The sequence below is a fragment of the Pseudomonas sp. 13B_2.1_Bac1 genome (genome assembly GCF_025466155.1).
Taxonomy (GTDB): domain Bacteria; phylum Pseudomonadota; class Gammaproteobacteria; order Pseudomonadales; family Pseudomonadaceae; genus Aquipseudomonas; species Aquipseudomonas aylmerensis.
In genome coordinates this window covers 64,308-90,004 of record NZ_JANLOH010000094.1, presented here as the reverse complement: position 1 = coordinate 90,004, position 25,697 = coordinate 64,308, and the positions used below count along the sequence as shown (strand labels likewise).

Sequence of the window (25,697 nt, the reverse complement as noted above, 5' to 3'; positions counted from 1 at the left end):
CCTTGCCAAACAGGCTTCAGGTGCGCGGTTCAGAGACTTTACGCTGCGGAAACGGAAAGTAGAAAAACCGCAAGAACGCCACGCGCTTGATCACTTCCCCGATCAACAACGGCACTCCAACCCCCACCACAAAACCGATGCAGGCCGCGACAAAGGGCGGCAGGCCAAGGCGCTCCATCAGGTCAAACGCCTTGTGCTGGATCTCCCCATGGAAGATCAACAGGATCAGGGTCGACTGGCCGATATAGGTCATCACCCGCGTGATCAGCGCCGACACCATCAGCACCCGCGCCAGCGCCCAGCACACGTACACGCCAATCACCGCCAGCAGGCTGGTCCACAGCCAGTGGTCGTAGCGGCGCTGCGCCAGGTCCATGGTGTCGCCCCGATAGAGGAACACGGCGGTGAACAACACCACCGACACCACCAAGGTCAGCAGCGACCCCGCATGGGTGCGCAGCCAATTGCGCAGCAGGTAGCCGTAGATGAAACAGGCGCTGCTGACCAGGGTGATATCCAGGCTGAAGGGCAGGCCGGGCAGCACCCAGGTTTGCCCGCCCACGGTCACCGGCAGTTGCCAGAAAAACGGCAGCATCCAGATGCCCACCAGCAGCGGCACCAGGGTCAGCGCGCAACTCACTGCCAGCGGCAGGCGCTGGATCAGGCGTAACAACGCCCAACTGAACAGGATCGCCACCCAGAAGTGCGGCAGGAACCACATCGCTTGCCACGGGATGGTGTCCACCGAGGCATACAGCACGCCACCGATGTCCGGCAGCAGCGGTTGGCCACGCAGCACATCGCGCACGATCACATACACCAGCATGGTGAAGAAAAACGGCTTGAGCAGGCCATCCGCCTTGCGCACGGCCATCTCCCCGAAGGGCTGCTCCGGCTTGAACAGCACCCCGGACAGAAAGAAGAACAACGGCAGCACGAACGACGCCAGGATCGGGTACATCAGGTCCGGGGACGTGGCGACAAACCAACTGTGGGCATACACGATCACCAGGATGCCGATGCCTTTGGCGATATCCATTTGAATCCAACGATGTTTCACCTGTTCATCCTCCCTCTGTGAACCGCACAGCCCCTGGCAGGAACTGGCACGCCGTCATGCCTTGCGCCACGGCTTGAGCCATAGTCCCATCCCCAGCAACACCAGGATGCCGGCCAAGGTGCTCAACCCCAGTTGCAGCCACACGCCTTCAATACGAAACAGCGCCAGCGCCGCCAACCCCATCACCAGTGCACTGAGCAGCCATTGGCGCACCCAGGGCAGGGCGTCGAGCAATGCCTGGCGCTGCATCAGCAGCAACGCGGTGCAGATCACCCCGGCCAGCGCGGCCAGCGGGATTCCGGCCAGGCCAAATACAAAGGGCAGGGCACCCAGCAGCAACACGTTGACCAGGCTCCCGAGCAACTCGCAGCGCAACGGCTGGCGCGTGTCGCCGGCGGCATAGGCATAGCGGGCGAGCAAGGCGTTCCAGGCGCCGAATACCAACGGTACGGCGAACCAGGCCAACAGCAGCGGCAATGGCGAATCTGCCGATTGCTTGGGCAGCAGCAGCGCCACCAGGCTCGGCGCTGCCGCCACCAGGCCGACGCCGGCGGGCAGGGTCAGCACGCTGGCGGTTTCCAGGCCGCGCTTGAGCAGGGCCAGGCGCTCATCGCCCTGGCGCCGGCTCATCATGCCCAGCAGCACCTGATTGAGGCTCATCAGCGCAATCAGCGGCAGGTTCATCAGTTTGCGGGCCAGGTTGACCCAGGTCACCGCGCCTTCGCCCAACAGCGACGCCACCAGGCGCTCGATCAGGGCCAGGCCCTGGCTGGCGCCGTTGCTCAGCAACAGCGGGCCGATGCGCTGACCCAGCTCCCGCAGCGGCGCGAAGGTCAGCTGCCAACGCCACGGCCGCCAGCCTTGGCGCCACACCGACGGCAGCAACGCCAGCGGCATCAGCAAGCTGCCCGCCAGGCAGGCCAGGGCCAGCGAGTGCGGTTGAGTCGCGGTGCCGGCGAGGGCGAGGTAGGTCACGGGCGGCAGGTTGAACAGCAACGAGCCCAGCCCCGCCAGCACAAAACGCTCGCGCGCCTGCAACGGAATGCTGAACAGCGCATGCAGCATCAACCCCGGCACGCACCAGGCGACGATCTGCAAATTGCTCGCGGCGAGGGCGGTGGCGCTGGCCGCCAAGCCGGGGCCGAGCAGCTGCACCAGCCATGGCGCGAGCAGCGTCAGCAGCAGGCTGGTGACCAGCGCGATCAGCATCAACGCCGGGAACAACACGGCCAGCCAATCCAGGCGCTCACCGTCCTTGCGCTGCAGGTACAGCGGCAGCGCGGCGGCACTCAGCACGCCACCCGCCAGGGACATGCGCAGCGCTTCCGGCAAAAACAGCGCGATCAGAAACGCATCGCTGCGTTCACCCGCGCCCCACGCTGCCACCAGCAACCATTCACGCGCAAACCCCAGGCACAGGCCCAGCAGGGTCGCCAGGGTCAGCCAAACGGCCGAGCCCAGCATCAGGGACGCGCGCCATCAAGCAGCGGCTTGCGAAACACCACCGTCTTGACCTGCGGCAGGCGCGCCGGAAACAGGCGCCGCGCCTCCAGCACATTGATGCCGACCATCAACCAGAACAGCGCCACCATCACCACTGCGAAGCTGAAGTAGTGGTCAAACAAACCGCTGACCAGCGCCGACAGAATCCCACCGGTGGTGCCCAGCCACAGGGCGTTGTCCTTGGTCAGGCGAATCGGGCCTTTTTCCGGACGGGCCTCACGCCACCAACGCACGGTCACCGCGACGAAGAACAGCATGCCGACGATGCCGATCTTGTAGATGTAGTTCAGCCACAGGTTGGAAATCCCCAGGAAATGCGTACCCGGCACCGGCGGGTCGACCTTGAAGCCGATGCCGAACGGGTAGGCCGCCACCGCCTGCGGGAACATGCGGTATTCGTCGAAACGCACTTCGGTACTGGCGTTGTCCGAAGAGAAAATCGTTGCCAGGCGCTCCTGCAACGGCGGGTAGGCAATCACCAGCGCCACGGTCAGCGCCGCGCCGATCATCAACAGGCGCCCGGTGTACGGCACGCGCCGCGTGGCCATCCACATCAGCACCAACGCCAGGCTGACCATCGCGCCGCGGCTGCTCGCCAACAGCAAGGCGGCCGCCCCCAGGCACGCCACGCCCAGGCCGAGTGCGCGTTTCCAGCCTTGCTCGGTCATGCCGAAACAGAACGCCAACGGCAGCAGCAGCGCCATGATCCCGCCGATGGCATTCGGGTGCGTCCACGGCGAGCCCATGCGCGAGGACATCGCCTCCAGGCCGAATTTGAGCATGTCGAAGTTGGCGTAGTTGAACAGCGCCAGGATCGGCGCAATTCCGGCGCCGGAGCGGGTGCGCACAAACACCGCGATCGACAGCACCAGCATCGCCAGGGTACCCAGTAGGAGGGCGATCACCAGCGCTTCCCGGTGCTTGTGGTCCACCAGCAGTTTGGCCGCGATAAACACCCCGGACAGGTTCAGCAACCAGCGCAGCCAGTTGGCCACGCCGCTGGTGTCGGCATGGATGGTGACCTGGCCGACAATGAACGGGAACACGCTGAACAGCATCAGCCACAACAGCATCTGGTCGGTGGGGCGCCGCGCCAGGCCTGGTGTGTCGGGCAGGCGCGCGAGAAAGCTGTGCCACAGGATGGCGCCCCAGGTCAGCGCCAGGATCGCTTCGCTGACGGTACTGCGGATGCCCAGGTTGATCGTCGAAAACGGCATGAACGTCGCCACCAGGGCAAACAGCAACAGGCCCCAGAACGGAAAGCGCAGGATCGTCACCGCGCCCGCCAGGCCGACCACGGCGAGGAAGGCCTTGGCCGGTGACAGCAGCAGGGCGAGGGCGCCGAACAGCAGGCCGAAGAGCACCGCGACGAGGCTTGCCAGATTCACTCTCACTTCAGTTCCTCGATCAGTTCGGCCAGGCGTCGACGGTAGGCGTGATGGTTGAAACGCTCCGCCCACTGGCGCCGTTGCGCGGCCGATTCTTCAATAGGCTGCTGCGCCAGGCTGACCATCAACTGCACCAGCGCCGGGCCGTCGGTAGGCGAAAAACGTGGCGCCGACGGCGGAGTGATTTCATCCAGCGAGGTGCCGCTGGCCACTGCCACTGCCGTGCCGACGCTCAGGGCTTCGATCACCGGCAGGCCAAAGCCTTCGGCGTAAGACGGTTGCCACAGGCGCGACGCCTGCCGGTACAGCGCATGCAACTCGGCATCCGACACGCCGCTCAGCGCCCGAATCCCCGGCAGCGTGCGCTGGGACTCGGGCAGGTGTTCCAGGCTGCCCACCAGCACCAACTCCGGCACACCGGGGGCCTGGCATCGCGCCTGCTGCCAGGCATCGACCAGAAATGGCACGTTCTTGCGCAGCTCGCGCGTGCCCACCAGCAGCCAGTAGCGCTCCGGCAATTGGCGCGCCGACAGGTCCGCTGCCAGCTCGGCAAAGGCGTCGACCTGATTGGGCAGCACGCGAATCTTGCCCGCAGCCTTGGGAAACAGCCGCGCGGTTTCATCGGCGCTGTACTGCGACGGCGTCCACACGCGGTCGGCGCTGTGCACCGCGTAGGCAATCGACAGGCGATCGCTGGTCTTGTAGATCAGTGCCTTGAGGCGGTTGGCGTGGTAGTTGTCCAACGTGATCTGGAACAGGTCATGCAACAGCACCACGCTGCGCAGGCCCTTGGGTTTGGGCGGCAATGGCAAGCCCATATTGAAGGTGCTGATGTACAGGTCGATGTGCTGCTCACGCAAGGCGCGCGGCAAAAAACCAGCCTCGAAACGCAGGCGATTCTGCGGTTGGTGCATGGCGGTCTTGGCACAGCCCCAGGCCGGGCAATGGGCCTTCAAGCGGGTTTCGTCGCCCAGCGGCGCCACGGTAAAACGCTCAAGCTCAATGCCTGGAAAGGTGCGCAGGGCGCTTTCCAGCGCATACACCTGGCGGCTGATGCCCGATTGCGGCGACGTGCCGACGGTGCGGTAATCCAGGCCTACACGCATACGGGCTCCTTGTGCGTGAGCGGTAAAAGGCTCGCGTACACCTGCTCCAACTGGCTGGCGGCAACGCTCCAGTCATGGGCGCGGCGTACATAGGCGCGGCCGGCTTCACCCATCGGTTCGGCGGCATCGGGGAACTGCAACAGGCGCACCACCGCGTCCGCCAAGGCGCTAGCGGTTTGCCCGCCGAGGTAGTCCAGGCCTTCCACCAGGTCCAGCCCCGACACGCCCTGTGCGGTGCTCGCCAGCGGCAGGCCGGCGGCCAGGGCTTCCAGCACCTTGAGCTTGGAGCCGCCGCCATGGCGCAACGGCGCGAGGAACACCGAACAGCTCGATTGCAGCGCCAGCAGGTTGGGTACGAAGCCTTGCCATTCGATACGCGGGTCCTGCCAGCGTTCGCGCCAACTGGCCGGCATGCCGAAGCCGCAGACACTCATGCGCGCCTGCGGGCAGCGCTCCCAGACCTTGGGCAGGATGTCATCCAGGGCCCACTCGATGGCGTCCACGTTCGGCGCGTATTCGTAGTTGCCAAGGAACAGCACGCGGCGTGTCGACGGGTCGGGCCGGGCGGCGGCGAAGTGGTCGCAGTCCACGCCGTTGACCACCACCGGCACCGGCTTGCCGGCGATTTTTTCCAGTACCTGGGCATCGCTGTCGGTCACTGCGATCACCTGCGTGGCCTGGCGCATGACCCGGCGCTCCCAACGTGCATAGCGCCATTGATCGTAGCGAATGAACGGCAGCGCCCAGCGCGGCAGACGGTCGTAGGTGGCGGCGCCGAGGGCCGATTCGACGTTGTGCTCGGTCAGCGCGAACGGTTGGGATTTGCGTGCCAGCGCATCTTCGTAGGGTTGGAAAGTGTAGGTGTGCTCGATCTGCACCACATCCCAGTGCTCATTCAGCAACCTGTTGAAAGTGTCCTGCAAGGCGCCCGACAGGCCGTTCACACTGGCGAGCAGCGGGTAGGGCGCAAACAGCCCGGCCAACAGGGTCGTGGCGCTGCGCAGCGGGCGGCGCGGCAGGACGATCAGTTGCTCGAGGAACGCCTCCAGCACCTGGCGGTCGGCGAGTGACACCGGGTGCTTGTCATGCAGCAGCAAGGTGATCCGGTGCCCCCGCGCGGCGAGGCTGCGCAGCAGATGGAACTGGCGCGTCTTGCCGCCGCTGGTGGCGGGCCAGGGCGAGTAGGGCAGGATCCATAAAATGCGCATGGCAGGCCTCAGTCCCATAACAGGATTTGCAGGTTCGGCTTGACGGGTACGGTCAGGCCGTTGGTGCCGCTTACCGGGGTTTGCGTACCGCGCAACGGGTCGTACAGGGTGGCGCTGGCCAGGTTGGGCAAGTGCGCGTTACCGCCTTCGGCCGACCAGAAGAACCACACCTTGCGCCCATCGGCACGCGTCCAGCCAATGCTGAACAGGCCGTCGGGCAAGGCGTCGGCGACCGGCGGGTCACCCGGGGTGAGCGACGGCCCGCTGACGTCGAGGAAATACTTCAGCGCGGTGTAGACCGGCTTGGGGTTGGCGTCGATGTCCAGCAGCCCGTAGAACTGGTCGCGCACGCTGGCGCGCTGGTCGAGGTCGCTCAAGGTGAACAGGAAGATGCGGTCGTAATCCAGCGCGCTCATCAGCGCCAGGCGCCGCACCACGTAATCGGCCTGGCCCTGCTGGGTGATGATGTCCTGGGCGTCCTTGGGGCCGGGGTAGGTGGACCAGCCCCACTCGGTGCTCCACAAGGTTTGCACGCCGCCGTTGCGCAGTGCCTGGTTGAGCTGGGTGGTCTTGGCGATAAAGTCGAGGTTGGCCGGATCGTTGCCTTCGGGCAATTGGGTGTAGGGGTGATAGGACACGACGGTGTTCAGGCTGGCCACGCCCAGCGCGGCAAGGGCGTCGAACATGGTCTGGCCGTTGGGCATTTCGCTGAAGAACGCCATGCCGGCAGCCACCACCGGGGTGTTCGGGGCGACCGCGCGCAGTGCGGCGGCGCTGGCAGTGAGCAGCGTGGCGTAGCCGGCCGGGTCTGCCACCGGGCGCCAGAAGCCCAGCAGGTTTGGTTCGTTCCACACCTGCCAGGCGTTGACGCTGGGGTAACGCTGGGCCAGCAGCGCCATACGGTTGGCGAACACGTTCGGGTCTTTGGGCGGGTACTGGTCCTGATAGGGCGCACCCGCCGGCGCGGTGGTGGCGAAGGGCGCCGAACCCACCAGGTAGAACACCGACTTAAGTTGATTGTCTTGCAGCTTGCCGACCAGTTGATCGAGGGTGGCCACCTGATACTGGTTCTGCGCCGGCTCCAACTGATCCCAATGCAGGTCCAGGCGCACCCACTCCAGGCCCAGGTCCTTGAGACGGTCGATCTGCATCTGGTAACGCTGGGGGCTGAACCAGAGGAACTGTGCGTTCACGCCCAAAAAGTCCTTCCACACCACGGTCTTGTTGCCCTTGAGCACATGGCTTTCGGCATCCGCCTGGCGTCCCCACAAAACGGCGGTCAGGCCCAGCACGGCGACCACCGCAAGGCTGGCAAGGAACGTTTGTCTACGCGCCATGGCGGGCTCCTGCGATGGCCTCGGCAAACACTTCGGTGAACTTCTGCGCGGTCAGCGGCCACAGGCGTTCACGGCCGATCTCGCCAGCGCGTTCGGCCCAGTCCCTGGCCAGCGCCGGCGTGCGCGCCAGGCGCAGCAATTGTTCGGCCAGCGCCGCCACATCGCCTTCGGGGTAGATGGCGCCATTGCCACTGGCAACTTCCTCGGCAAACGCGCGTGCGTCGGAGGTGATTGCTCCGCGCCCACAGGCGGCGGCCCAGGACAGCGCGCCACTGGTGCCGCGCTGGCGCCCGAGCAGGCCGAGTTTTTTCGATTCGCGGTAGGGCAGCACCATCACATGATGGGCCTGGATGGTCTGGGCAATCTCGTCGGCCGGCAGGTTCAGCCGCCAGTCGATGGCGTCGGTCAGGCCGAGTGCGGCGATCTGGCTGTTGAGTTGCTCCAGGTAGTTGCCGCCGGCGCCAAAGGCCATTTCCGCCGCCGTGCCGCCGGCCAGCGTCAGGCGCACGTGACCGCGCAGTTCAGGGGCCTGTGCGAAGACATCGGCCAGCGCCTGCACCAGGTCTTCGATGCCTTTGCCGCGGTAGATGAACCCGAAATACAGCAGGCGCAGGGTGTCGAGCGCGGGCAGCGGTGCCGGTGGCACGGCGAGGTTGGCATGGTTGATCACGGCCACCTTGCCGGGCGGCAGTTGCATGCGCAGGCGCAGGCAATCGGCGCCCAGGCGAGTCAGCGTCACCAGGCGGGTCAGGCCCTTGGCGACCTGGCGTTCCTCACGCAGGGTCAATGGGTCGGCCAGTACCACGGCCGCCTGCGGCAAGGGGCTGGGCAAGCGCTCCAGCAGGTTCAGCGGAAACGGCAGGCGTTCACGGCGCCACACAATGCGCTCCGGGTCGTGCACGGTGGCGGTCAGCGGCAGGTGCGAGTAGGCCTTGCGCAACTCGCGCAGGGCCAGGAACTCACCCAGGCGCCCGCCGCCCAGCTCGGCGTGGACCAGGTCCACGGTCTGCCAGTTGAACGTCGCGACCGCGTGCTTGATCGCCTCGGAAGTGCCCGCCACCCCGGCCAACGGCGTCAGCACCGTCACACCGAGCTGCTCCAGCGCCGTGCGAAAGTGGTTCGCGTAGTCGGCGATGCCGTTTTTTTCCGGCGGCAAGGGTGCAAGCAGGGCGATACGCATCAGAACGCTCCCCGGTACTTGGCGATGGTCTGCAGCACTTTGCTCGGCACTTCGAACTTGCGACGGTTGATGATGATGCCGTCGACCTTGCCAAACGCGGTATTGAGGATCGACAGCGCATGCTCGACCACCGGCACGGTACTTTTGCGTGCTTCCACCACCAGGCCGATCAGGTCGGCGCGGCGCAAGGTGATAAAGGCTTCGCGGTTGTCGAGCAAGGCCGAGGCGTCGAGCAGCACCACTTCGCCCGGTGCGGCGGCTTCAAGCCCACCGACCCGGACATTGATGCCGTTCTCGCGCAACAACAGGCGCAGCTGTTCCACCACAAAGGTCACGCCTTCGCCATGGCGCGCCGACGTCAGCCCCAGGGTCAGGCCGCGTTCGGCAATGCGGTCGGGCTGCAACAGGCTGTACAGCCGGTAGATACTTGCATTGAAGGCGTTGGCGCTTTGCGCGGTGGTGGTGTCCAGCTCCGGCAGGGTGGTCCACAGCGGCAAGCCGAACTTGCGTTCCACCAGGCCACCGTCGTGAATGCGCTGGTCGAGCAGGTAGCAGAGATAGATCACCAGCAGGCCGACGACGATTGCAAACGGAATCGCCAACACCAGCATCAACAGGGTTTTCGGGAAGATGCGACCCGGGTTCAGGGTGGCTTCTTCGATCACCGCGATGTTGCTGATCTGGCTGTTGTCCAGCTCGCGGTCGATGCGCGATTTTTCCAGGTTGTCCACGTACAGCGCGTAGTTGCGCTCGGTGGCGCTGAGCTCACGGGACAGGCGCGCCAGCTCCGGTTCGATCTCCAGGGCCTGCTTGCGCTGGTCTTCGAGATTCACCAGTTGCTTCTGCTGTTGAACCAGTTGGGTGCGCAGGGCCAGGTTGTTACTCGACTCATCCAGCAGCACCCGCTGCAGGTGGATTTCCAGGGTGTTCGGCGCACGGTTCTCCGAGGCCTGCACGGTGTTGCTCTCGTTGGCGACCTGGGCCTGCATGGCGCGAATCGATGCGTCCAGCGCTTTGACCGGCGGCGCGTTGTCGGTGTAGGTGCGCATCATGTCGGCGCGTTCCAGCAGCTTCTGGTTGAGCAGGCGACGCAAGTCCTGCTGCTGTGGGTTCAGCGCGATCTGGCGCACCGTGGTGACTTCCTTGGGCTGCCCCTTGAGCTGGTTGCGCGTGCTCTCGATGGCGCTGTCGGACGAGGCGATCAGGCGGGTGGTATTGAAGGTCTCGCCGCGCAGCACGTTGATGCGCTCGGACAAGTCTTCCAGGCGGTCGGTGATGCTCGCCGCGCCGATCTCGTTCAGGTGCTTGAGGATCTGCTCCTTGTAGCTCTTGATCTCGGTGGCGCTGGTATTCACCTGGCCTTCGTAGAAGGCATACAGGCTCTTGCGCCCCAGGGCCTGGGTGCGTTCGTTGATGTAGGTCTCGACCCAGTCCTTGACCACCGCCTGGGCAATTTCCGGGTCGCCCCAGGTAAAGCTGATGTCCATCACCGTGGAGCCGGCGGCGTGGCTCACCTCAAAGCTCTTTTCCAGGCCGGCGGCAAGGCGTTCCACCGGGGTGGTTTTTTCCACCACGCCGAGGGTTTCCAGGACCACGCGCAGGCCATCGAAGACTGCGCCCACGCCTTCCTTGAGGTAATGCTTGGCGCTTTTGAAAAAGCCTTGGGGCGGCGGCGCATTGTTGATCACTTCCAGATAGTGCTCGGCCACCGCACGCACGATCGGGCGCCCGGTGAGCAGGCGCTCCTCGTCGACGATCGGGTCGCGCTGGGTGCTGGGCATCACCAGCGCCTGGCGGTTGCTGATCTCGATCGGCAGGGTCGAATCACGCCCCGGTTTGACCAGCAGGCGTGCGGTGGACTCGTACTTGGCCGGCAGCAGGAAAGCGCCGAGCAGAATGATCACCAGCGCCGCGATGGCCGCCAGCTTGAACTCGTGGCGGAAGATGAAAAACAGGCGCAGAAGATCACGAAAAGAACGGATCTCGATCATGGGATGTCGCTCCTTTAGTTATTGCCGCCGCTGGTTCTGGTGTAGTTGTAGCCAACCCCAATGGATTTGGTGAACGGGATCAGTTGGTTCAGGTAGGTATCCACGCCCTGGATGCGCTCGCCCACGTTGGATTTGGGCACGAACACCACGTCACCGCGTTGCAGCGGCACTTGTTTGCGTCCGTTGGGGCCGGTCTTGAGGTACTGGCTGAAGTCCAGGAAGTAGGCGTGGTAGGCGCCTTGGGCATCTTCACGCAGCAAGGCGACCATGCTCGCGTTGCCCGAGGGGTTGACCCCGCCGGCGCCGACGATTGCCTCCTCGAGTGTGTTGGCCGTGGCGATCTGGACCGCTGTCGGGTTGTTCACCGCGCCACCGACAATCACCGAGTTGCCCGGTGCCTGGTTGATGTTCACCGTCACGCGTGGCTCGCGGTACACCGGGGCGAGGCTCTTGGTCAGGTCGGCGGCGACCTCGGCGGGGGTGCGATGCGCCACCTGGATCGGCCCCAGGAAGGGGTAGTTGATCTTGCCGTCGTTCTGCACCGTGTACAGCGTCAGCTCGTAGATGGTGCTGACGTTGAACGCCGACAGCGTCGGCATCTCGCCGGCATCGCGGACGATACGCAACTGGTCGCCGATGCGGATGCGTTCCACCGCCGGCGGCAGTTGGGCGAGTTGGTCGAGGGCGCGCTTGCCGTCCTCGACAGTCTGGTCGTCGGGCGGGACGATGCGTGCCGGCGTATTGCAGGCGGACAGGGCCAGCATGGCCAAGGCGAGCACGGCGGGTTTGATCAAGCGGGACTTCCTGTGGGTCATGCTGCTCACCTCCAATAACCGGGAAACATGCTGATGCGCCGCTTGAGGGCCAGCGGCAGGCGGCGCTCAAGATGGCCCAGGCGGTAGCCGAGCAACTTGAACGCGCTGCGCACCAGCACTTCGGGTACGCGGTGCAAGGCACCGGCTTTGCGCAAGGCCGCGAGTTCGGCCAGCACGTAGCGTTTGCCTTCACCGCCGGCGTCGCCAAAGGCCTGTCTGATCCACGGCTCGCGACCGTAGAACACGCCAATGTCGAAGTAGCGATGAAACTCATCCATGAGTTTGTAATCGTGGGAGTGATGCACCAGCGCCGTGGCGGCGTAGCGCACCTTGTAGCCTTCGAGCAGCATGCGCGCCGCAACGTAGGCGTCTTCGCTGCCGATCACGTCGGCGGGAAAGCCACCGACTGCCTGCAGCACGCTGCGCCGGTACACGGAAAACGAGTCGGAGCTGAAGCAGGTCTTGATCCCCAGCACGGGCGCATCGGCCAGGCTTTTGCTGCGGCTCTGCTCCGGGTAGTTGAAGTGCCGCGACTGCGCGCCCAGCACCCCGGCATCGGGGTGCGGCAGCTGGCGACCATAAGCCACGCCGTTGAGCGGGTCCTGCTGCAATTCATCCAGCAGGTTGGCGAAGGTCTGCGGGGTCGCGGGGATGGCGTCCTGGGTCATGACGATCAGCGCGTCGCCACCCACCTGTTCGCTGGCCCAGCGGCGCGTGCCGCCGTGGTTGAAATCACGCGCGTCGATCACCTCCACCCGCGCACCGAACTCGCGAAAACGCGCCACGGTGTCATCGCTGGAGGCGCTGTCGACTACCAGCATCTCGTCCGGTTGCAGGGTTTGCATCTTCAGCGCCGGCAGCAAGCGCGCCAGGTGGCTGGAGGCGTTTCGGGTCGGGATGATCAGCGAAGTGCGCATGTCATTTCTTCGCCTCGAGAGGGGCGCGCCCGTAGATGTCGTCGAAGCGTACGATGTCGTCTTCGCCCAGGTACTCGCCGCTCTGCACCTCGATCATCACCAGGTCGATGATGCCGGGGTTGGTCAGCCGGTGTTTGTGCCCGGCGGGGATGTACGTGGACTCGTTGGCGTTGATCAGGAATTCACGCTCGCCGTTGGTGATCTGCGCCGCGCCGCTGACCACCACCCAGTGTTCGCTGCGGTGGTGGTGCATCTGCAATGACAGCGAGGCCTGGGGCTTGACCACGATGCGCTTGATCTTGAAGCGGCTGCTTTCTTCGAGCACGGTGTAGGTGCCCCACGGCCGCGTGACGGTGCGGTGCAGGCTGTACGCCGGGTGATTCTGGCGCTTGAGTTCGGCGACGATGTAGCGCACGTCCTGGCTGCGGTTGGCGTCGGCGATCAGCAGCGCATCCGGGGTGTCGACGATGATCAGGTCGCGCACGCCCACCGCGCCCAATACGCGCTTGGGCGAGTCGATGTAGCAGTTGTGCACGTCATGCAGGATCGCTTCGCCGTTGACCTGGTTGCCGTGCGCATCGCTGGGCGTGAGCTGGCGCAGCGCTTCCCAGGAACCGATGTCGCTCCAGCCGATATCGCAGGGCACCACGGCGACCTGCTGGGACTTTTCCATCAGGGCCACGTCGATGGAAATATCCGGCGCGCTGCCAAACGCATCGGCGTCCAGCTCACGCTGGCGCGAGGTTTTGTTCTGCAGGCTCTGGCTGTGTTCCAGCGCGGCGCGCGCGGCCTCCAGCACGTCGGGGGCATGGGTGGCCAGTTCATCTACCAGGGTGCTGGCCTTGAAGCAGAACATGCCGGCGTTCCACAGGTGCTTGCCGCCGTCGAGGTAGGCCTGGGCGGTGGCCAAGTCGGGCTTCTCGACGAAGCGCTTGACCCGGTTGCCGGTGCTCAGCGGCTCACCTTGTTCGATATAGCCGAAGCCGGTTTCCGGGTGGTCGGGCTGGATGCCGAAGGTCACCAGGTAGCCGGCCTCGGCCAGGTCGCGGGCCTGGGTCACCGCCGCGGCGAACGCGACTTCATTGAGGATCAAGTGGTCGGCAGGCATCACCAGCAATTGCGCATCGCCGCCGAAATGCTCCTGCACATGCAGCGCCGCCACGGCAATCGCCGCGGCCGTGTTGCGGCCGAACGGCTCCAGCAGCAAATCCAGCGGCAGGTGCGCCTTGTTGACCAGGCGGTAGTCATCCAGGGTGCGAAACAGCAGGTCGCGGTTGGTCACCGTCAACACGCTTTCCACGCCGGGCAGCTTGGCGGCGCGCTGGAAGGTCTTTTGCAGCAGGCTCTGGCCATCGCGCATGCGCATGAACGGCTTGGGCATGTTCTGCCGGGACACCGGCCACAGCCGCGTGCCCGAACCACCGGAAATGATGCAGGGAATTAATCCGTTGAGGGTATTCATCAATAGACTTCCTTGGTGGAAAGGACGGCCGGGACCGTCATGAAGACGATGTACAAGTCAAACCACACCGACCACTTGGAGATGTACTCCAGGTCGTACTCGACACGTTTCTGGATTTTGAACAGGGTGTCGGTCTCACCCCGGTAACCATTGATTTGCGCCCAGCCGGTGATGCCCGGCTTGACCCGGTGCCGCGAGCTGTACTCGCTCACCGCCACTTCGAAGGGAATGCCCGCGGCCTTGGTGGCGGTGGCGTGCGGGCGCGGGCCGACCATGGACATGTTGCCCAGCAGCACGTTGAACAGCTGCGGCAACTCGTCGATGCTGGTCTTGCGGATGATGCGACCCACGCGGGTGATGCGCGGGTCATGGCGGGTGGTCTGGCGCTCGGCAGTGAAGTCGCTCTGGTCGGTGAACATCGAGCGGAACTTGAACACGCGGATTTCGTTGTCGTTATAGCCGTAGCGGTTCTGGCGAAACAGCACCGGTCCCTTGGAGTCGAGTTTGATCGCAATCGCGGTCGCCAGCATCACCGGTGACAACGCTACCAGGGCCAGGCTCGCCAGGAGGAAATCCTCACAGCGCTTGATCACCGGCGACCAGCCGCGCAAGGGCAATTGCGAGGTGTTGAACATCAGGATCCCGCCCACGTCGGTGATGCGGCTGTGGCCGTAGCGCAGGGCGGCCATGTCGGGCACCAGCATCACGTTCACCGACATCTGCCGCAGGCGGTTGACCAGCCCGTGGATGCGTTGCTCGGCGGCCCACGGCAGGCAGATCATGACCTGGTTGACCTGCTCGGCGCGGATCAGTTTTTCCAGGTCGCGAGTGTTGCCGAGCAAGGGCAGGTTGCTCAGCTCCTTGGGGATCCGCTCGGTGCGGTCGTCGATAAAACCGATCAGGCCGGAACGGATATCACCGTTGCGCTGCAGGTGGTCGGCAACGTGCACGGCCGTGTCGGTAAAGCCCAGGATCACCGTGCGTTGCAGGTACTTGCCGGCGCTCATCAGCCGGCGGTACAGGCGCAGCATGACCAGGCGTTCGAGGCACAGCAGGCCCAGGCTCGCGACGTACCACACGGCCAGGTTGCGCGGGGTCAACTGCGGGAAAAACTGCAGGATCTGGTACATGAACAGCAGAATGCAAAACGCCGCGGTCCAGGCCTTGATCTTGGCTTTGAGGCGCAGGCGGTTGCTGAACAGCTCCTCGGAATAGATGCCCAGGGCCTGGAACAGAATGATGGTCAGCACTGCGAAAAATACCAGCAGGCCGATGAAATGCGGGCGCAACTCAGGGGCCAACGGGTCCAGGAAAAGCACCAGGACCAGCGGCGGCAGAATGGCCGTGAGGCCATGGATCAATTTGACGAAAACGACAAAGAACTCAACAAAACCGGCGCGCGTTAAAAACAGGCTGTCGACGGACGACTTTTCTCGCATAAAACATCCCTCATTGCACTCCAGTTGCTGTTGTTCGTTGTCGCTTCAATAAAGCCGCGATGGCGTTAGAGGGCACTTCGAACTACGGCTACTCTGGGTAATACGCAACTACCAATCCAAATGCACATGCCAGTGAAGCTATCCATTTGAAGGGATTTTGCGGCGATAGTGACTAAAGGAGTGTTCCCTTTTGTGCTTAGTCAACAAATTGACGATGGTGCGGAGGTGGCGCGCTAGACAGGTTAATCAGTCTTTTAGGTGGCATTTTATTGACATTCCTTGTCCGAACACTCGGTGAATGGGTGTGTTTTTGAGTGTAGGAACAAATGTGAGATTTTTCCTGTTTAAAGGACAAACCTTTTTCCAGCGGCAGTAGGAAGGGGGGACAAAGAGGGCGTGGCAGGGCGCACTAAGTGCCCTGCCACTGGGGGTTTCGCGGGATTAGAAGTTGCCTTTCAAACTAACGGTGAAATTGCGCGGTTCACCATAGAAGTTGCCCCATGATGCAGTTCCGACGGTGTTGTAATAGGTTTTGTCGAAGAGATTGTTGCCATTGACCGCCACGGTCCAGGTGTCGTCGAGACGGTAGGCCAGGCGCGCGCTCCAGGTTGCATAGCCGGCCTGTTCCAGCTTGATGGTCTGTACGCGATAGTTGCTGCTCTGGGCATTGACCCCGGCGCCTACGCTCCATTTCGACAGCGCGCCGTCGAGCTGGTAGTCGCCCCACATCCGCAGCATGTGGCGCGGTACGTAGCTGTTGGAAACACCGCCTTCTGCGGCGCTGTCGATGTTCTTCAGGGTCTTGGTCTGGGTGTACGTGTAGCCGCCGGACACCTGCAGGCGCTCGAGCAGTTCGCCGCTGACTTCGGCCTCCACGCCCTGGGCGCGGACCTTGCCGGTATCGGTGTAGCAATAGCCATCGGCGGAGGTCGGGCAGAAACTCAGGTAGTCGGTTTCGGCGCCGTTTTTCTCGATGGAGCGAAACAGCGCCAGGGAGCTGTTGAGGCGCCCCTCGAACCATTCGCCCTTGATGCCCAGCTCATAGTTGTCGCCGATTTTCGGCTTGAGCGCGGCGCCGTCGGCGGTGGCGTAGGCGCTTTGCGGCTGGAAGATATCCGCGTAGCTGGCGTACACCGACAGGTGCTCGTTGAGGTCATAGATCAGCGCTGCAAACGGTGTGACCTCGCCGGTTTCCTTCGTGCGAGCATCCTGCAGCGACCATTCGCCCCAACCAAGGCTGTAGGACTGGCGACGGTTTTCGTACCAGCTCACGCGGCTGCCCACGATGAACATCAAGGGCTCGGCCAGGCGCAGGCGCAAGGTCGCGTAAGTGCCGTACTGGGTCGCGGTCTCCTTGATGGTGCTGCCACGGTACATGTTGGGCCAGAAGGTGTTATCGGCCGGTTCCGGGAAGTGATGGTTGGGTTGGTAGATGCTCTGGCGCGTGGGCAGGTTCTGGATCGCGTAGATGTCGTCCTGGGTGCCACGGCTGCCGTTGGCGCCGAGGATCAGTTCGTGCTGCAGGCCGAAGGCTTCGAATTTGCCGTCGAGGTAGGCGTCGAGGCCGAAGTCCTTGTGGTCGTAGTCCATCAGCGCCGCGTAGGAGACGGCGGTCGGAGCAGGGTTGTCGTAGGCAATGGTGCCTTCGCTGGCGGCGTACTTGATGTCTTGCAGGTTGCGGCTGTGCACGGCCGCGACCTTGAGTTTCCAGTCGTCGTTGAGCTGCTGCGTGAGGTCGGCGAAGTACGTGGCGCGCCGGCTCTGCCAGTCGTTCCAGGATTGGCCCAGGCAGGTCGAGCGGCTGAGCTTGGCACTTTTGCCATCGGCGTAGCGCGGCAGGCCGCCCCAGCACGGGGTGGCATCGACATCTTCATAACTGGCGCCGAGGCCGAGGGTGGTGTCGGCGCTGAGGTCGATGTCCAGGGCGCCGTAGAAGGCCTGGTCCTGGCGCTTGGCGATGTCCATGTAGGAGCCACGATTCTGCTGGCTGACCGCCGCACGGCCGCGCACCGTGCCGCTGTCATTCAGCGGGCCGCCGGTGTCGACGTCGGCGCGGTAATTGTCCCAGGTGCCGGCGGACAGCGACAGGCTGGTGGTGGGGCTGGCCTGTGGCCGCTTGCGCACGAAGTTCACTGCGCCGCTGGCCGTGCCGGCGCCCTTGAGCATGCCGGCGGCCCCCTTGAGCACTTCCACACGGTCATAGATCGCCATGTTGGCGCTGAAACTGTCGGCCTGTGCGTAGTCCTTGCCCATGTCCAGCGGCACGCCGTCGTACTGGTACTGGCCGAGCATCTTGAAACCACGGGAATAGAAATACTTGCCGCCCATGGGCGATTCGTAGGAGGTGATGCCGGGCGTGCGCTCCATCACGTCGTCGATGGTGGTGAGGTTCTGGTCATCCATCAATTGGCGGGTCATCACACTCACCGATTGCGGCATTTCGCGCAGGCTGTGTTGACCTTTACCGATGGTGACCGCGCCGGTGGTGTAGGACCCGGTGCCATCGGTGGTTGCCCCCAGTCGGTCGCCGGTAACGGTGGTGGCGCCCAGGTTGAGTGCGCCGGTGTCGGCCACTTGCGGCAACAGCAGCCAGTTGCTGCTGCCCTGGCGCTGGGCTTGCAGGCCCTGGCCGCGCAGTAACTGGCCGAGGGCTTGCTCGCGGTCGAAGCGGCCACTCAGGCCCGGGCTGGCCTTGCCGGCCACGCTGGTGGCGTCGTACGAGAGGCTGATCCCGGCCTGGCGGGCGAACTGGTCCAGCGCACTGGCCAGGGAGCCGGCGGCGATGTTCCAGTCGCGGGCCTGGGTGTCACTCGCCAAGGTGTCGGCCAGCACGGCCAGCGGCACGGCGCCGCCACTGAGGCAGGCACCGAGCAAGGCGGCCTGTACCGCGCGCTTGAGTGGAGAACGTTGTGAGGGGAACGCTTGCATGACCGCGGGATGCTCCTGAAGGAAGTGGACAGAACCGGCCTGTTGATCGGCCTTTCCTTACAGGTCGAGCGGCAATGAGAATTCACCTCATTTATTTTTCGACGCGTTAAACGCGAGGGCTGACGGTCACCCAATAGCGGCTGCGGTAGGTGACGTCGACCGGCAGCGATTGCGCCACCAGGCTCAGCACCTGATCGGTATCGTTCAACTGATAAGTCCCCGATACGCGCAACCCGGCCACCGCTTCACTGCAACGCAGCAGGCCATTGCGGTAGCGGCTCAACTCGCTGAGGAAGTCGTCCAGGCGCATATTGTGGGCACTGATCACGCCGTCACTCCAACCCCAGGGATCGAGGCCGTTGGCGATGGGCGCATGAATGCCGGTGTGGTCGAACAGCACCTGCTCGCCGGGCTTGAGCACGTGGCGCGCGTTGGCCTCCCGGCTGTTGGCAAATAACGCCACGGCGCCCTGTTGGACGGCGAGCAGCGTGCCCTGGGCTTCTTCACGCACCAGGAAACGGCTGGCGAGGGCACGCAGGTAACCGTCGCGGGTCTGTACCCACAGTGGCCGGTCGTCGACGCCCGTGTTCACCAGCATTTCGCCCCGGTGCAGGTGCACCAGGCGGCGCTCGGCACTGAACGTGGCGTCGAAGGCGCTGGCGCTGTTGAGCTGGATCTTGCTGCCGTCGTCCAACGCTACCCAACGCCGCTCACCCGTGGCGGTGCGGTAGTCGGCCATCAAGCCGGGCAGCGGTGTGTAGTCGCGACCGAGCCAGGTCAAGCCCGCTGCGCCGGCCACCAGCCCGAGCAGCTTCAAGCCTTCGCGGCGGCTGATGCGTTGACGCGCACCTTGCAGGGCATGGCGGCCGACCTGGGCCGGCAGCTGGTTGAAATCATCGTTCATGGTCGCCACCCGCTGCCACACCTGCTGGTGCTCGGCGCTGGTGTGCAGCCAGCGATCGAACGCGGCGGTGCTGGCGTCGTCGGCCACGTTGAAACGCAGCTTGATCATCCATTGAATGGCCTGGTCCACCAGGCGCGGGTCAGAGTTCGGCATAGCGCAACCGATAACAGGCGTGCAGCGCCTTGGCCAGGTCGCGCTCCACGGTAGCCTTGGACACGCCCAGGCGCAGGGCGATCTGCGCGCAGGTCAGGCCATCCAGTTGCGCCAGCAGGAAGGCTTCGCGCACCCGTGGCTTGAGCTGGTCGAGCAGGCGGTCGATGCGTTCCAGGCTGTCGAGGATCAGCCACCGGGTTTCTTCCGACGGCACCTCGACCTCGGGGAAGTGGGCGAGGCTTTCGAGGTAGGCGCGTTCCAATTCGCGGCGCCGGTATTGGTCGATCATCAGGCTGCGCGCGATGCTGCTCAGGTAGGCGCGGGGCTGTTGCAAGGTCTGCTGCTTGCGCGCGTTGAGCAAGCGCACGAAGGTTTCCTGCGCCAGGTCCGCGGCATGTTCACGGCAACCGGTGCGGCGGTTCAGCCAGCCACGCAGCCAGGAATGATGGGCGTGGTACAACTGGCCGATGGCGGCATGGTCCAGTGGGTGGTCGCTCGACATGGGCATCCTGGCGCAGCAGTCTTAATTGATAATGTTTCGCATTCTAGACGGTGGTCGTGGCCATTCGCAATTCCCGGCACGCAATGTATCCAGCACAATTTTTTGTTCGGCCGGGGTGAGCCGACTAATCTGCAGGCTTTTCCTCATGGACGGCGCGAGCATGATCGACCTTGCAACCCTGGCGGTGTTTTCCGGTGCTGTGCTGCTGTTGCTGTTATCGCCGGGGCCGAACATGGCGTTTGTGATCACCCATGGTGTGACCCATGGCTGGCGCGGGGGAATGGCCTCGGCGCTGGGCATTGGCGTGGCAGACCTGCTGTTGACCGGGTTGACCGCCTCGGGGGTCACTGCGGTGGTCGCGAGTTGGCCGCCGTCGTTTGACTTGATCCGCTTTGCCGGGGTGATCTATCTGCTGTGGCTGGTGTTCAAGACGCTGCAGAAACGTCCGGGTGGGGCGCAGGCTCAAGTCGAGCGGGTGCCGCTGGGCCGAGTGTTTTTGCAGGCCATGCTCAACAGCCTGCTCAATCCCAAGGCGCTGCTGTTCTTTGTGGTGTTCCTGCCGCAATTCGTGCGCCCTGAGACGGGGTCGATCGCGATACAACTGCTGGTACTGGGCGGCGTACTGACGGTGATCGCCGCGGTGTTTCACCTGTTGCTGGGGATTTTCGGCGGCGCAGTCAGCCGGTTTTTTGCCGGCCGTTCAGCGGGTGCGGCGTTGCAGAAATGGGGCCTGGCGACGGTGTTGACCGTGCTGGCCGTGCGCCTGGCGCTGATGTCTCGTCCGGCCTGAGCCTGTTGTGGCGAGCAAGCTCGCCACAGGTACCGCCAGCTTCCCAGGCTCAACCTCAGCCCAACCGTGCCGCCGCCCGTGCGACGATTTCTGCGCGGGTCTTGCGCGACTCGGCGGTGCGTTTGTGGGCTTCTTCCAGGACGTGCTTCGGGGCGGTGTCGGGGCTGCCCGAATCAAACGGCGGCGCCGGCGCGTATTCGATCTGCAGTTGCACCAGCTGCGCCGCCGCTTCGCTGTACAGCTCGGCCGCCAGGGTCAGGGCGAAGTCGATACCGGCGGTGATTCCGCCACCGGTGAACAGGTTGCCGTCGCGCACGACACGCGCCTGGACCGGGATCGCGCCAAGCGGGGCGAGCAGGTCGTGGTAGGCCCAGTGAGTCGTGGCCTTGCGCCCGCGCAGCAAACCCGCTGCGCCGAGCACCAGCGAGCCGGTGCACACCGAGGTCACGTAGCGCGCGGTGTGCGCCTGGGCCTTGAGGAAGTCCAGGGTGGACGGGTCTTCCATCAATGCGCCCACGCCGGAACCGCCGGGCACGCAAATCACATCCAGGGCAGGGCAGTCGGCATAAGTCATGGTCGGGGTGAACACCAGGCCGGTGCTGGACGTGACCGGCGCGAGGTCCTTCCATATCAGGTGCAGTTTCACCTCCGGCAGCGAGCCCAGCACGTCATAAGGGCCGGTCAGGTCCAGTTGCTGGATGCCGGGGAACAACAGAAAGCCAATCTGCAAGGTCATGAATGAAGCTCCGCTAAAGGGGGTGGACGACTTCACTCTAGAGGCCTAGGCTTTGGCGAATACGCCATTGAACCCACCAATCACGCCAATCATGCCCAGAATCATCCACGTCCTCGCTTTCGATAACGCTCAGGTCCTCGACGTGACCGGGCCGTTGCAGGTGTTCGCCTCGGCCAATGACCTGGCGCGCCAACGCGGCTTGCCGTTGCCGTACGCCGTCAGCGTGATCGCCGACCAGGCAGAACCGGTCATGACCTCGGCGGGCCTGGCGTTGGTGGCGCAGCCGCTGCCCGCTGTCGACGCACCTTGCGACACCTTGGTGATCGCCGGTGGCTGGGGCGTGTATGGCGTCGCCGAAGACGCCGTGCTGGTGCAGTGGGTGCGTGAAAAATCCCGTCATACCCGGCGCATGACGTCGGTGTGCACCGGGGCTTTCCTGCTGGCCGCGAGCGGCTTGCTCGACGGTTGCCGCGTCGCTACCCACTGGACCCGCTGCGAGGAACTGGCGCGCAAGTTTCCCGCGCTGACGGTGGAGTCCAACCCGATCTTTATCCAGCAAGGCTCAGTGTGGACGTCCGCCGGTGTGACGGCCGGCATCGACTTGTGCCTGGCCCTGGTCGAGGAAGACCTGGGCCGCGCCGTGGCCCTGGAAGTGGCGCGGCACCTGGTGGTGTTCCTCAAGCGCCCCGGCGGCCAATCGCAGTTCAGCGTGACCCTGTCGCTGCAAAAAGCCGGCAGCCGCTTTGCCGAGCTGCACGCCTGGATCGCCGACAACCTCACCCTCGACCTCAACATCGCGACGCTCGCCGCCCAGGCGGGTATGAGCGAGCGCAGTTTCGTGCGTCACTACCGCGCCGAAACTGGCCAGACGCCCGCGCGCGCCGTCGAGTTGATCCGGGTTGAAACCGCACGCCGGCAACTGGCCGACAGCACCGCATCGATCAAGCGCATCGCCGTGCACTGCGGTTTTGGCTGTGAAGAGACGCTGCGCCGCAGCTTTTTGCGCGCCCTGCAAGTCACGCCCCAGGCCTACCGTGAGCGGTTCTACGATCCGGCTTGAACGAAAACGTACACATCTGTACCAAGGTGCTATGTTGGCTGACTACCTTGCGCAGTGAGCACCCGCCGCTGCACCGCTGTTTCCTCCGCCCCCCCGGCGTGACGCTGCTCATGAAGCCATTGCCTGTGATCGGCGCCGTCCCCCTGTCGGACGACTGCGCGAGCGAGCCTATTCACATTCCCGGCTCGATCCAGCCCCACGGGTTGCTGCTGACCCTCAGTGAGCCGACGCTGGTGGTGCTGCAGGCGAGCGCCAACGTCAATACCGTGTTGGGCCTTGGCGGCGAGTCGTTGTGCGGCCAGGCGCTGGGCAGCCTGATCGGCGCAGACGCGTTAGCCCAGGTGCGCCTGGCGCTGGTCGACCTGGATACGGATGAAGACGAGCTGCACCCAGTGACGCTCAACGGTGATCTTTTTGACGCCTTGCTGCACCGGCACCAGGGCGTGCTGTTTCTCGAACTGGAGCGCGCCGTGACACCCCGGCATGCCGCCGCGCTGCATGTCGCCCGTGCCCTGCGTCGCCTGCAGTCGGCGAAGAGCCTCGATGGGCTGTACCAGATCTGCGTCACCGAGATCCGCGCACTCACCGGCTATGACCGCGTCACCCTGTACCGCTTCGAGCAGGAGGGCCACGGCAAGGTGATCGGCGAGTCCCTCAGTGACGGCATGCCGCCGTACCTGGGCCTGTGTTTTCCGGCGTCGGATATCCCGCCCCAGGCGCGTGAACTGTACCGGCTGAACTGGATTCGCGTGATTCCCGATGCCGCCTACACGCCAGTGCCGATCCTGCCGGCCCTGCGCCCCGACACCGGCCAGGCGCTGGACCTCAGTTTCGCGGTGCTGCGCAGTGTCTCGCCGGTGCACTGCCATTACCTGAAAAACATGGGCGTGCGTTCGTCGATGAGCATTTCCCTGCTCAAGGACGACCAGCTCTGGGGCCTGATCACCTGCGGCCACCGCGAGCCCCTGCGCGTGCCCCATGAGTTGCGCACCGCCTGCACCAGCATTGGCCAGTTGCTGTCGATGCAGATCACCTTGCTCCAGGAGCAGGAGGCCCGCCGCCAGCAGCAGGAAAAAACCAGCATGATCGATGCGCTGGCGACTGCCATGGCGCTGCAGACCTGTGACGTGATGGAGAGCCTGCGCCCGCACGCGCAGATCTTGCTCAACCTGACGGCCGCCGATGGGCTTGCGATTCTGGTGGAGGCGCGGCTGCACCGGTTTGGCGTGTGCCCCACCGAGGAAGAGATCCGCGCCTTGTATCCGTGGCTCCAGGCGCAGGGCAAGGGCGTGGTCTGCAGCCATCAATTGGGCGCGGAGTTCCCGCCGGCGGTGGCCTATCAAGCCATCGCCAGCGGCCTGTTGGCTTTTCGCCTGCCAAAGCCGGTGGACAACGCGGTGATGTGGTTCCGCCCCGAGGTCCAGACCACCGTGCACTGGAGCGGCGAGCCGATCAAATCGCGCGAAGCGGGCACGACCACATTGAGCCCGCGCCTGTCGTTTGAGCGATGGAAGCAGCAGGTCGACGGCAAGGCGCTGCAATGGTCGCCCTCGGAGTTGCTGGCGGTGGAAAGCCTGCGCCGCCACGCCCTGGAACATGACCTGGCGCGCCAGGTACAGCGCGAACACGCCGCCGTGCGCGCGCGGGATGAGTTGGTGGCGGTGGTCTCCCACGACCTGCGCAGCCCGCTGACCATTCTGCTGATGCAGTGCGGCATGATGCGCAAGCTGGTGCCCGTCGACGACACCAAGGCCAGCCTGCGCTTGACCAGCGCGATTGAAACCATGCAGAACGCCACCTCGCGCATGAACACTTTGCTCGAAGACCTGATTGATATTTCGCGCATCGAGGCCGGGCGTTACCGGGTGGCCCCGCAACCGCTGGATGTGGTGACGACCCTGGAGCAACTGGGCCTGATGTGGCAGCCGCTGGCGGCGGCCAAGGGCGTCAATCTGACCTGGCAGGCCCAGCCAGGGCTGCGCGTCGAGGCCGACCCGGAGCGACTGTTCCAGGTGTTTTCCAACCTGCTCGGCAATGCCCTGAAATTCACCGGCCTGGGCGGCGCAATCGAGGTGCTCGCCCAGGCGGCGGATGATCACGTGCTGTTTCGCGTCTGCGACAACGGCGCGGGCATCGGCGCGGCGCAACTGCCTTACATCTTCGAACGCTACTGGACGTCCCGCGAGGGCAACCCCACCGGCAGCGGCCTGGGCTTGTACATTTCCCACGGGATCATCCAGGCCCATGGCGGCACGCTGTGGGCGGAAAGCGTGGCGGGGCAGGGCAGCGTCTTCAGCTTCCGGCTTGCGGCTGCGCCCTAGCGTCGGTCGAGCAACTCAATGATCGCTGCCAGAGTCGCCTGCGGGGCTTCCTGGGGAATATTGTGGCCGACGCCGGGCAACACTTCGCGCCGGTAAAAGCCGCTGAAGTGCTCCACATCGTCGTCCTCTTCCGGCGGTGGTCCCACGCCATCATCGGCGCCACACAGCGAAATGCTCGGCACCGAAATCGGCGGTTGCAGGGCCAGGGCCACTTCGATGGGCTCCAACGCCGGGTCGCCGGGTGCGTACATGAAGCGATGGCGATAGGAGTGAATCACCACCTCGACAAAGTCCGGATTGTCGAACGACGGCGCCGTCTGGTCATACAGGCTCGGCCCCTCGGCCCAGGACGGCGACCACAGTGACCAGAGCAACTTGCACAACTGCGCGCGATTGGCAGTCAGCCCATCCACGCCGCGCTGGGTATGAAAGTAGAACTGGTACCACAACCGATGCTCCGTCACGGGCGAGCGCGGCTTGAGCGACTTGGCGATGTCCTGGATGTTGTAGCCGTCCCCGGTCACCAACCCGCGCACCCGCTGCGGCCACAGCGCCGCGACAATACACGCGGCGCGGCCACCCCAGTCATATCCGGCAAGCGTGGCCTGCGGGATCGACAACGCGTCCATGAACTCGAGCAAGTCCTTGGCCAGCGCCGCCTGTTGCCCGGAGCGCAGCACTTGTTCATTGATAAACCGCGTCGGGCCATAACCGCGCAGGTACGGCACCAGCACCCGACACCCGCGCGCGGCCAGCACCGGCGCGATCGCGTCGTAGCCGCGCGGGTCGTAGGGAAAGCCATGCAGCAGGATCACCGGGGTACCGTCGGCGGGGCCATGGGCTTCATAAGCCACGTCGAGCATGGAGGTACGTATATAGAGCAGTGCGGTCATGGGG

20 protein-coding genes are annotated in these 25,697 nt (G+C 64.6%); 3 read left to right on the top strand and 17 right to left on the bottom strand.

Going from position 1 to position 25,697, the window contains the following annotated elements; translation table 11 throughout:
- Positions 1-16: 16 nt before the first annotated feature.
- The 15 genes from NTD80_RS23505 to NTD80_RS23435 all read right to left on the bottom strand — a co-directional run bounded on the left by NTD80_RS23505 (position 17) and on the right by NTD80_RS23435 (position 19,893).
- On the bottom strand, positions 17-1,039 hold the full coding sequence (locus NTD80_RS23505) for an acyltransferase family protein (RefSeq protein ID WP_262135183.1): 1,023 nt from the start codon (positions 1,037-1,039) through the stop codon (positions 17-19).
- Positions 1,040-1,114: 75 nt separating this feature from the next.
- Positions 1,115-2,524: a lipid II flippase MurJ gene (locus NTD80_RS23500; RefSeq protein WP_262135182.1), complete on the bottom strand. Its 1,410-nt coding sequence runs from the start codon at positions 2,522-2,524 to the stop codon at positions 1,115-1,117.
- Positions 2,524-3,951: an O-antigen ligase family protein gene (locus NTD80_RS23495; protein ID WP_065907258.1), complete on the bottom strand. Its 1,428-nt coding sequence runs from the start codon at positions 3,949-3,951 to the stop codon at positions 2,524-2,526. The genes NTD80_RS23500 and NTD80_RS23495 overlap by 1 nt, the downstream gene beginning before the upstream one ends.
- Before the next feature lie 2 nt (positions 3,952-3,953).
- On the bottom strand, positions 3,954-5,057 hold the full coding sequence (locus tag NTD80_RS23490) for a glycosyltransferase family 4 protein (protein WP_262135181.1): 1,104 nt from the start codon (positions 5,055-5,057) through the stop codon (positions 3,954-3,956).
- Complete coding sequence (locus tag NTD80_RS23485) at positions 5,048-6,265, bottom strand: glycosyltransferase family 4 protein (RefSeq protein ID WP_262135180.1); 1,218 nt, start codon at positions 6,263-6,265, stop codon at positions 5,048-5,050. The genes NTD80_RS23490 and NTD80_RS23485 overlap by 10 nt, the downstream gene beginning before the upstream one ends.
- 8 nt (positions 6,266-6,273) lie before the next feature.
- A complete protein-coding gene (locus NTD80_RS23480) occupies positions 6,274-7,602 on the bottom strand; it encodes a GH39 family glycosyl hydrolase (protein ID WP_106804614.1) in 1,329 nt (442 codons plus the stop codon).
- A complete protein-coding gene (locus tag NTD80_RS23475) occupies positions 7,592-8,782 on the bottom strand; it encodes a glycosyltransferase (RefSeq protein ID WP_106804613.1) in 1,191 nt (396 codons plus the stop codon). Before NTD80_RS23475 ends, NTD80_RS23480 begins: the two co-directional genes overlap by 11 nt.
- The gene (locus NTD80_RS23470) at positions 8,782-10,773 is read right to left on the bottom strand and encodes a GumC family protein (protein WP_262135179.1); all 1,992 of its coding nucleotides are present in this window, start codon (positions 10,771-10,773) and stop codon (positions 8,782-8,784) included. The genes NTD80_RS23475 and NTD80_RS23470 overlap by 1 nt, the downstream gene beginning before the upstream one ends.
- Before the next feature lie 14 nt (positions 10,774-10,787).
- Positions 10,788-11,588, bottom strand: coding sequence for a polysaccharide biosynthesis/export family protein (locus NTD80_RS23465; RefSeq protein ID WP_410017430.1), 801 nt, complete (start codon positions 11,586-11,588; stop codon positions 10,788-10,790).
- A 5-nt stretch (positions 11,589-11,593) separates the two neighbouring features.
- Positions 11,594-12,505: a glycosyltransferase family 2 protein gene (locus tag NTD80_RS23460; RefSeq protein ID WP_065907241.1), complete on the bottom strand. Its 912-nt coding sequence runs from the start codon at positions 12,503-12,505 to the stop codon at positions 11,594-11,596.
- Between the two features lies 1 nt (position 12,506).
- Positions 12,507-13,967, bottom strand: coding sequence for a mannose-1-phosphate guanylyltransferase/mannose-6-phosphate isomerase (locus NTD80_RS23455; RefSeq protein ID WP_262135178.1), 1,461 nt, complete (start codon positions 13,965-13,967; stop codon positions 12,507-12,509).
- On the bottom strand, positions 13,967-15,406 hold the full coding sequence (locus NTD80_RS23450) for an undecaprenyl-phosphate glucose phosphotransferase (RefSeq protein ID WP_262135177.1): 1,440 nt from the start codon (positions 15,404-15,406) through the stop codon (positions 13,967-13,969). The genes NTD80_RS23455 and NTD80_RS23450 overlap by 1 nt, the downstream gene beginning before the upstream one ends.
- Before the next feature lie 441 nt (positions 15,407-15,847).
- Positions 15,848-18,334: a TonB-dependent siderophore receptor gene (locus NTD80_RS23445; RefSeq protein WP_262135176.1), complete on the bottom strand. Its 2,487-nt coding sequence runs from the start codon at positions 18,332-18,334 to the stop codon at positions 15,848-15,850.
- Between the two features lie 106 nt (positions 18,335-18,440).
- Positions 18,441-19,391 carry a FecR domain-containing protein gene (locus NTD80_RS23440; RefSeq protein WP_262135175.1) on the bottom strand — a complete coding sequence of 317 codons (951 nt, stop codon included), beginning with the start codon at positions 19,389-19,391 and terminating at the stop codon, positions 18,441-18,443.
- Positions 19,378-19,893, bottom strand: coding sequence for a sigma-70 family RNA polymerase sigma factor (locus tag NTD80_RS23435; protein ID WP_106804607.1), 516 nt, complete (start codon positions 19,891-19,893; stop codon positions 19,378-19,380). The genes NTD80_RS23440 and NTD80_RS23435 overlap by 14 nt, the downstream gene beginning before the upstream one ends.
- A gap of 160 nt (positions 19,894-20,053) precedes the next feature.
- On the opposite strand from NTD80_RS23435, the gene NTD80_RS23430 reads away from it, so the two are divergent.
- Positions 20,054-20,683 carry a LysE family translocator gene (locus NTD80_RS23430; protein ID WP_201143893.1) on the top strand — a complete coding sequence of 210 codons (630 nt, stop codon included), beginning with the start codon at positions 20,054-20,056 and terminating at the stop codon, positions 20,681-20,683.
- A gap of 55 nt (positions 20,684-20,738) precedes the next feature.
- On the opposite strand, the gene inhA is transcribed toward NTD80_RS23430, so the two are convergent.
- Positions 20,739-21,419, bottom strand: coding sequence for an isonitrile hydratase (gene inhA / locus NTD80_RS23425; RefSeq protein ID WP_262135174.1), 681 nt, complete (start codon positions 21,417-21,419; stop codon positions 20,739-20,741).
- A gap of 91 nt (positions 21,420-21,510) precedes the next feature.
- On the opposite strand from inhA, the gene NTD80_RS23420 reads away from it, so the two are divergent.
- A complete protein-coding gene (locus NTD80_RS23420; protein WP_262135173.1) occupies positions 21,511-22,479 on the top strand; it encodes a GlxA family transcriptional regulator in 969 nt (322 codons plus the stop codon).
- A 110-nt stretch (positions 22,480-22,589) separates the two neighbouring features.
- Positions 22,590-24,800 (top strand): ATP-binding protein, encoded by a 2,211-nt coding sequence (locus NTD80_RS23415; protein ID WP_262135172.1) that lies wholly within the window; start codon positions 22,590-22,592, stop codon positions 24,798-24,800.
- On the opposite strand, the gene NTD80_RS23410 is transcribed toward NTD80_RS23415, so the two are convergent.
- Positions 24,797-25,693: an alpha/beta fold hydrolase gene (locus NTD80_RS23410; RefSeq protein ID WP_262135171.1), complete on the bottom strand. Its 897-nt coding sequence runs from the start codon at positions 25,691-25,693 to the stop codon at positions 24,797-24,799. The two genes, NTD80_RS23415 and NTD80_RS23410, sit on opposite strands and share 4 nt — an antisense overlap.
- Positions 25,694-25,697: the final 4 nt, after the last annotated feature.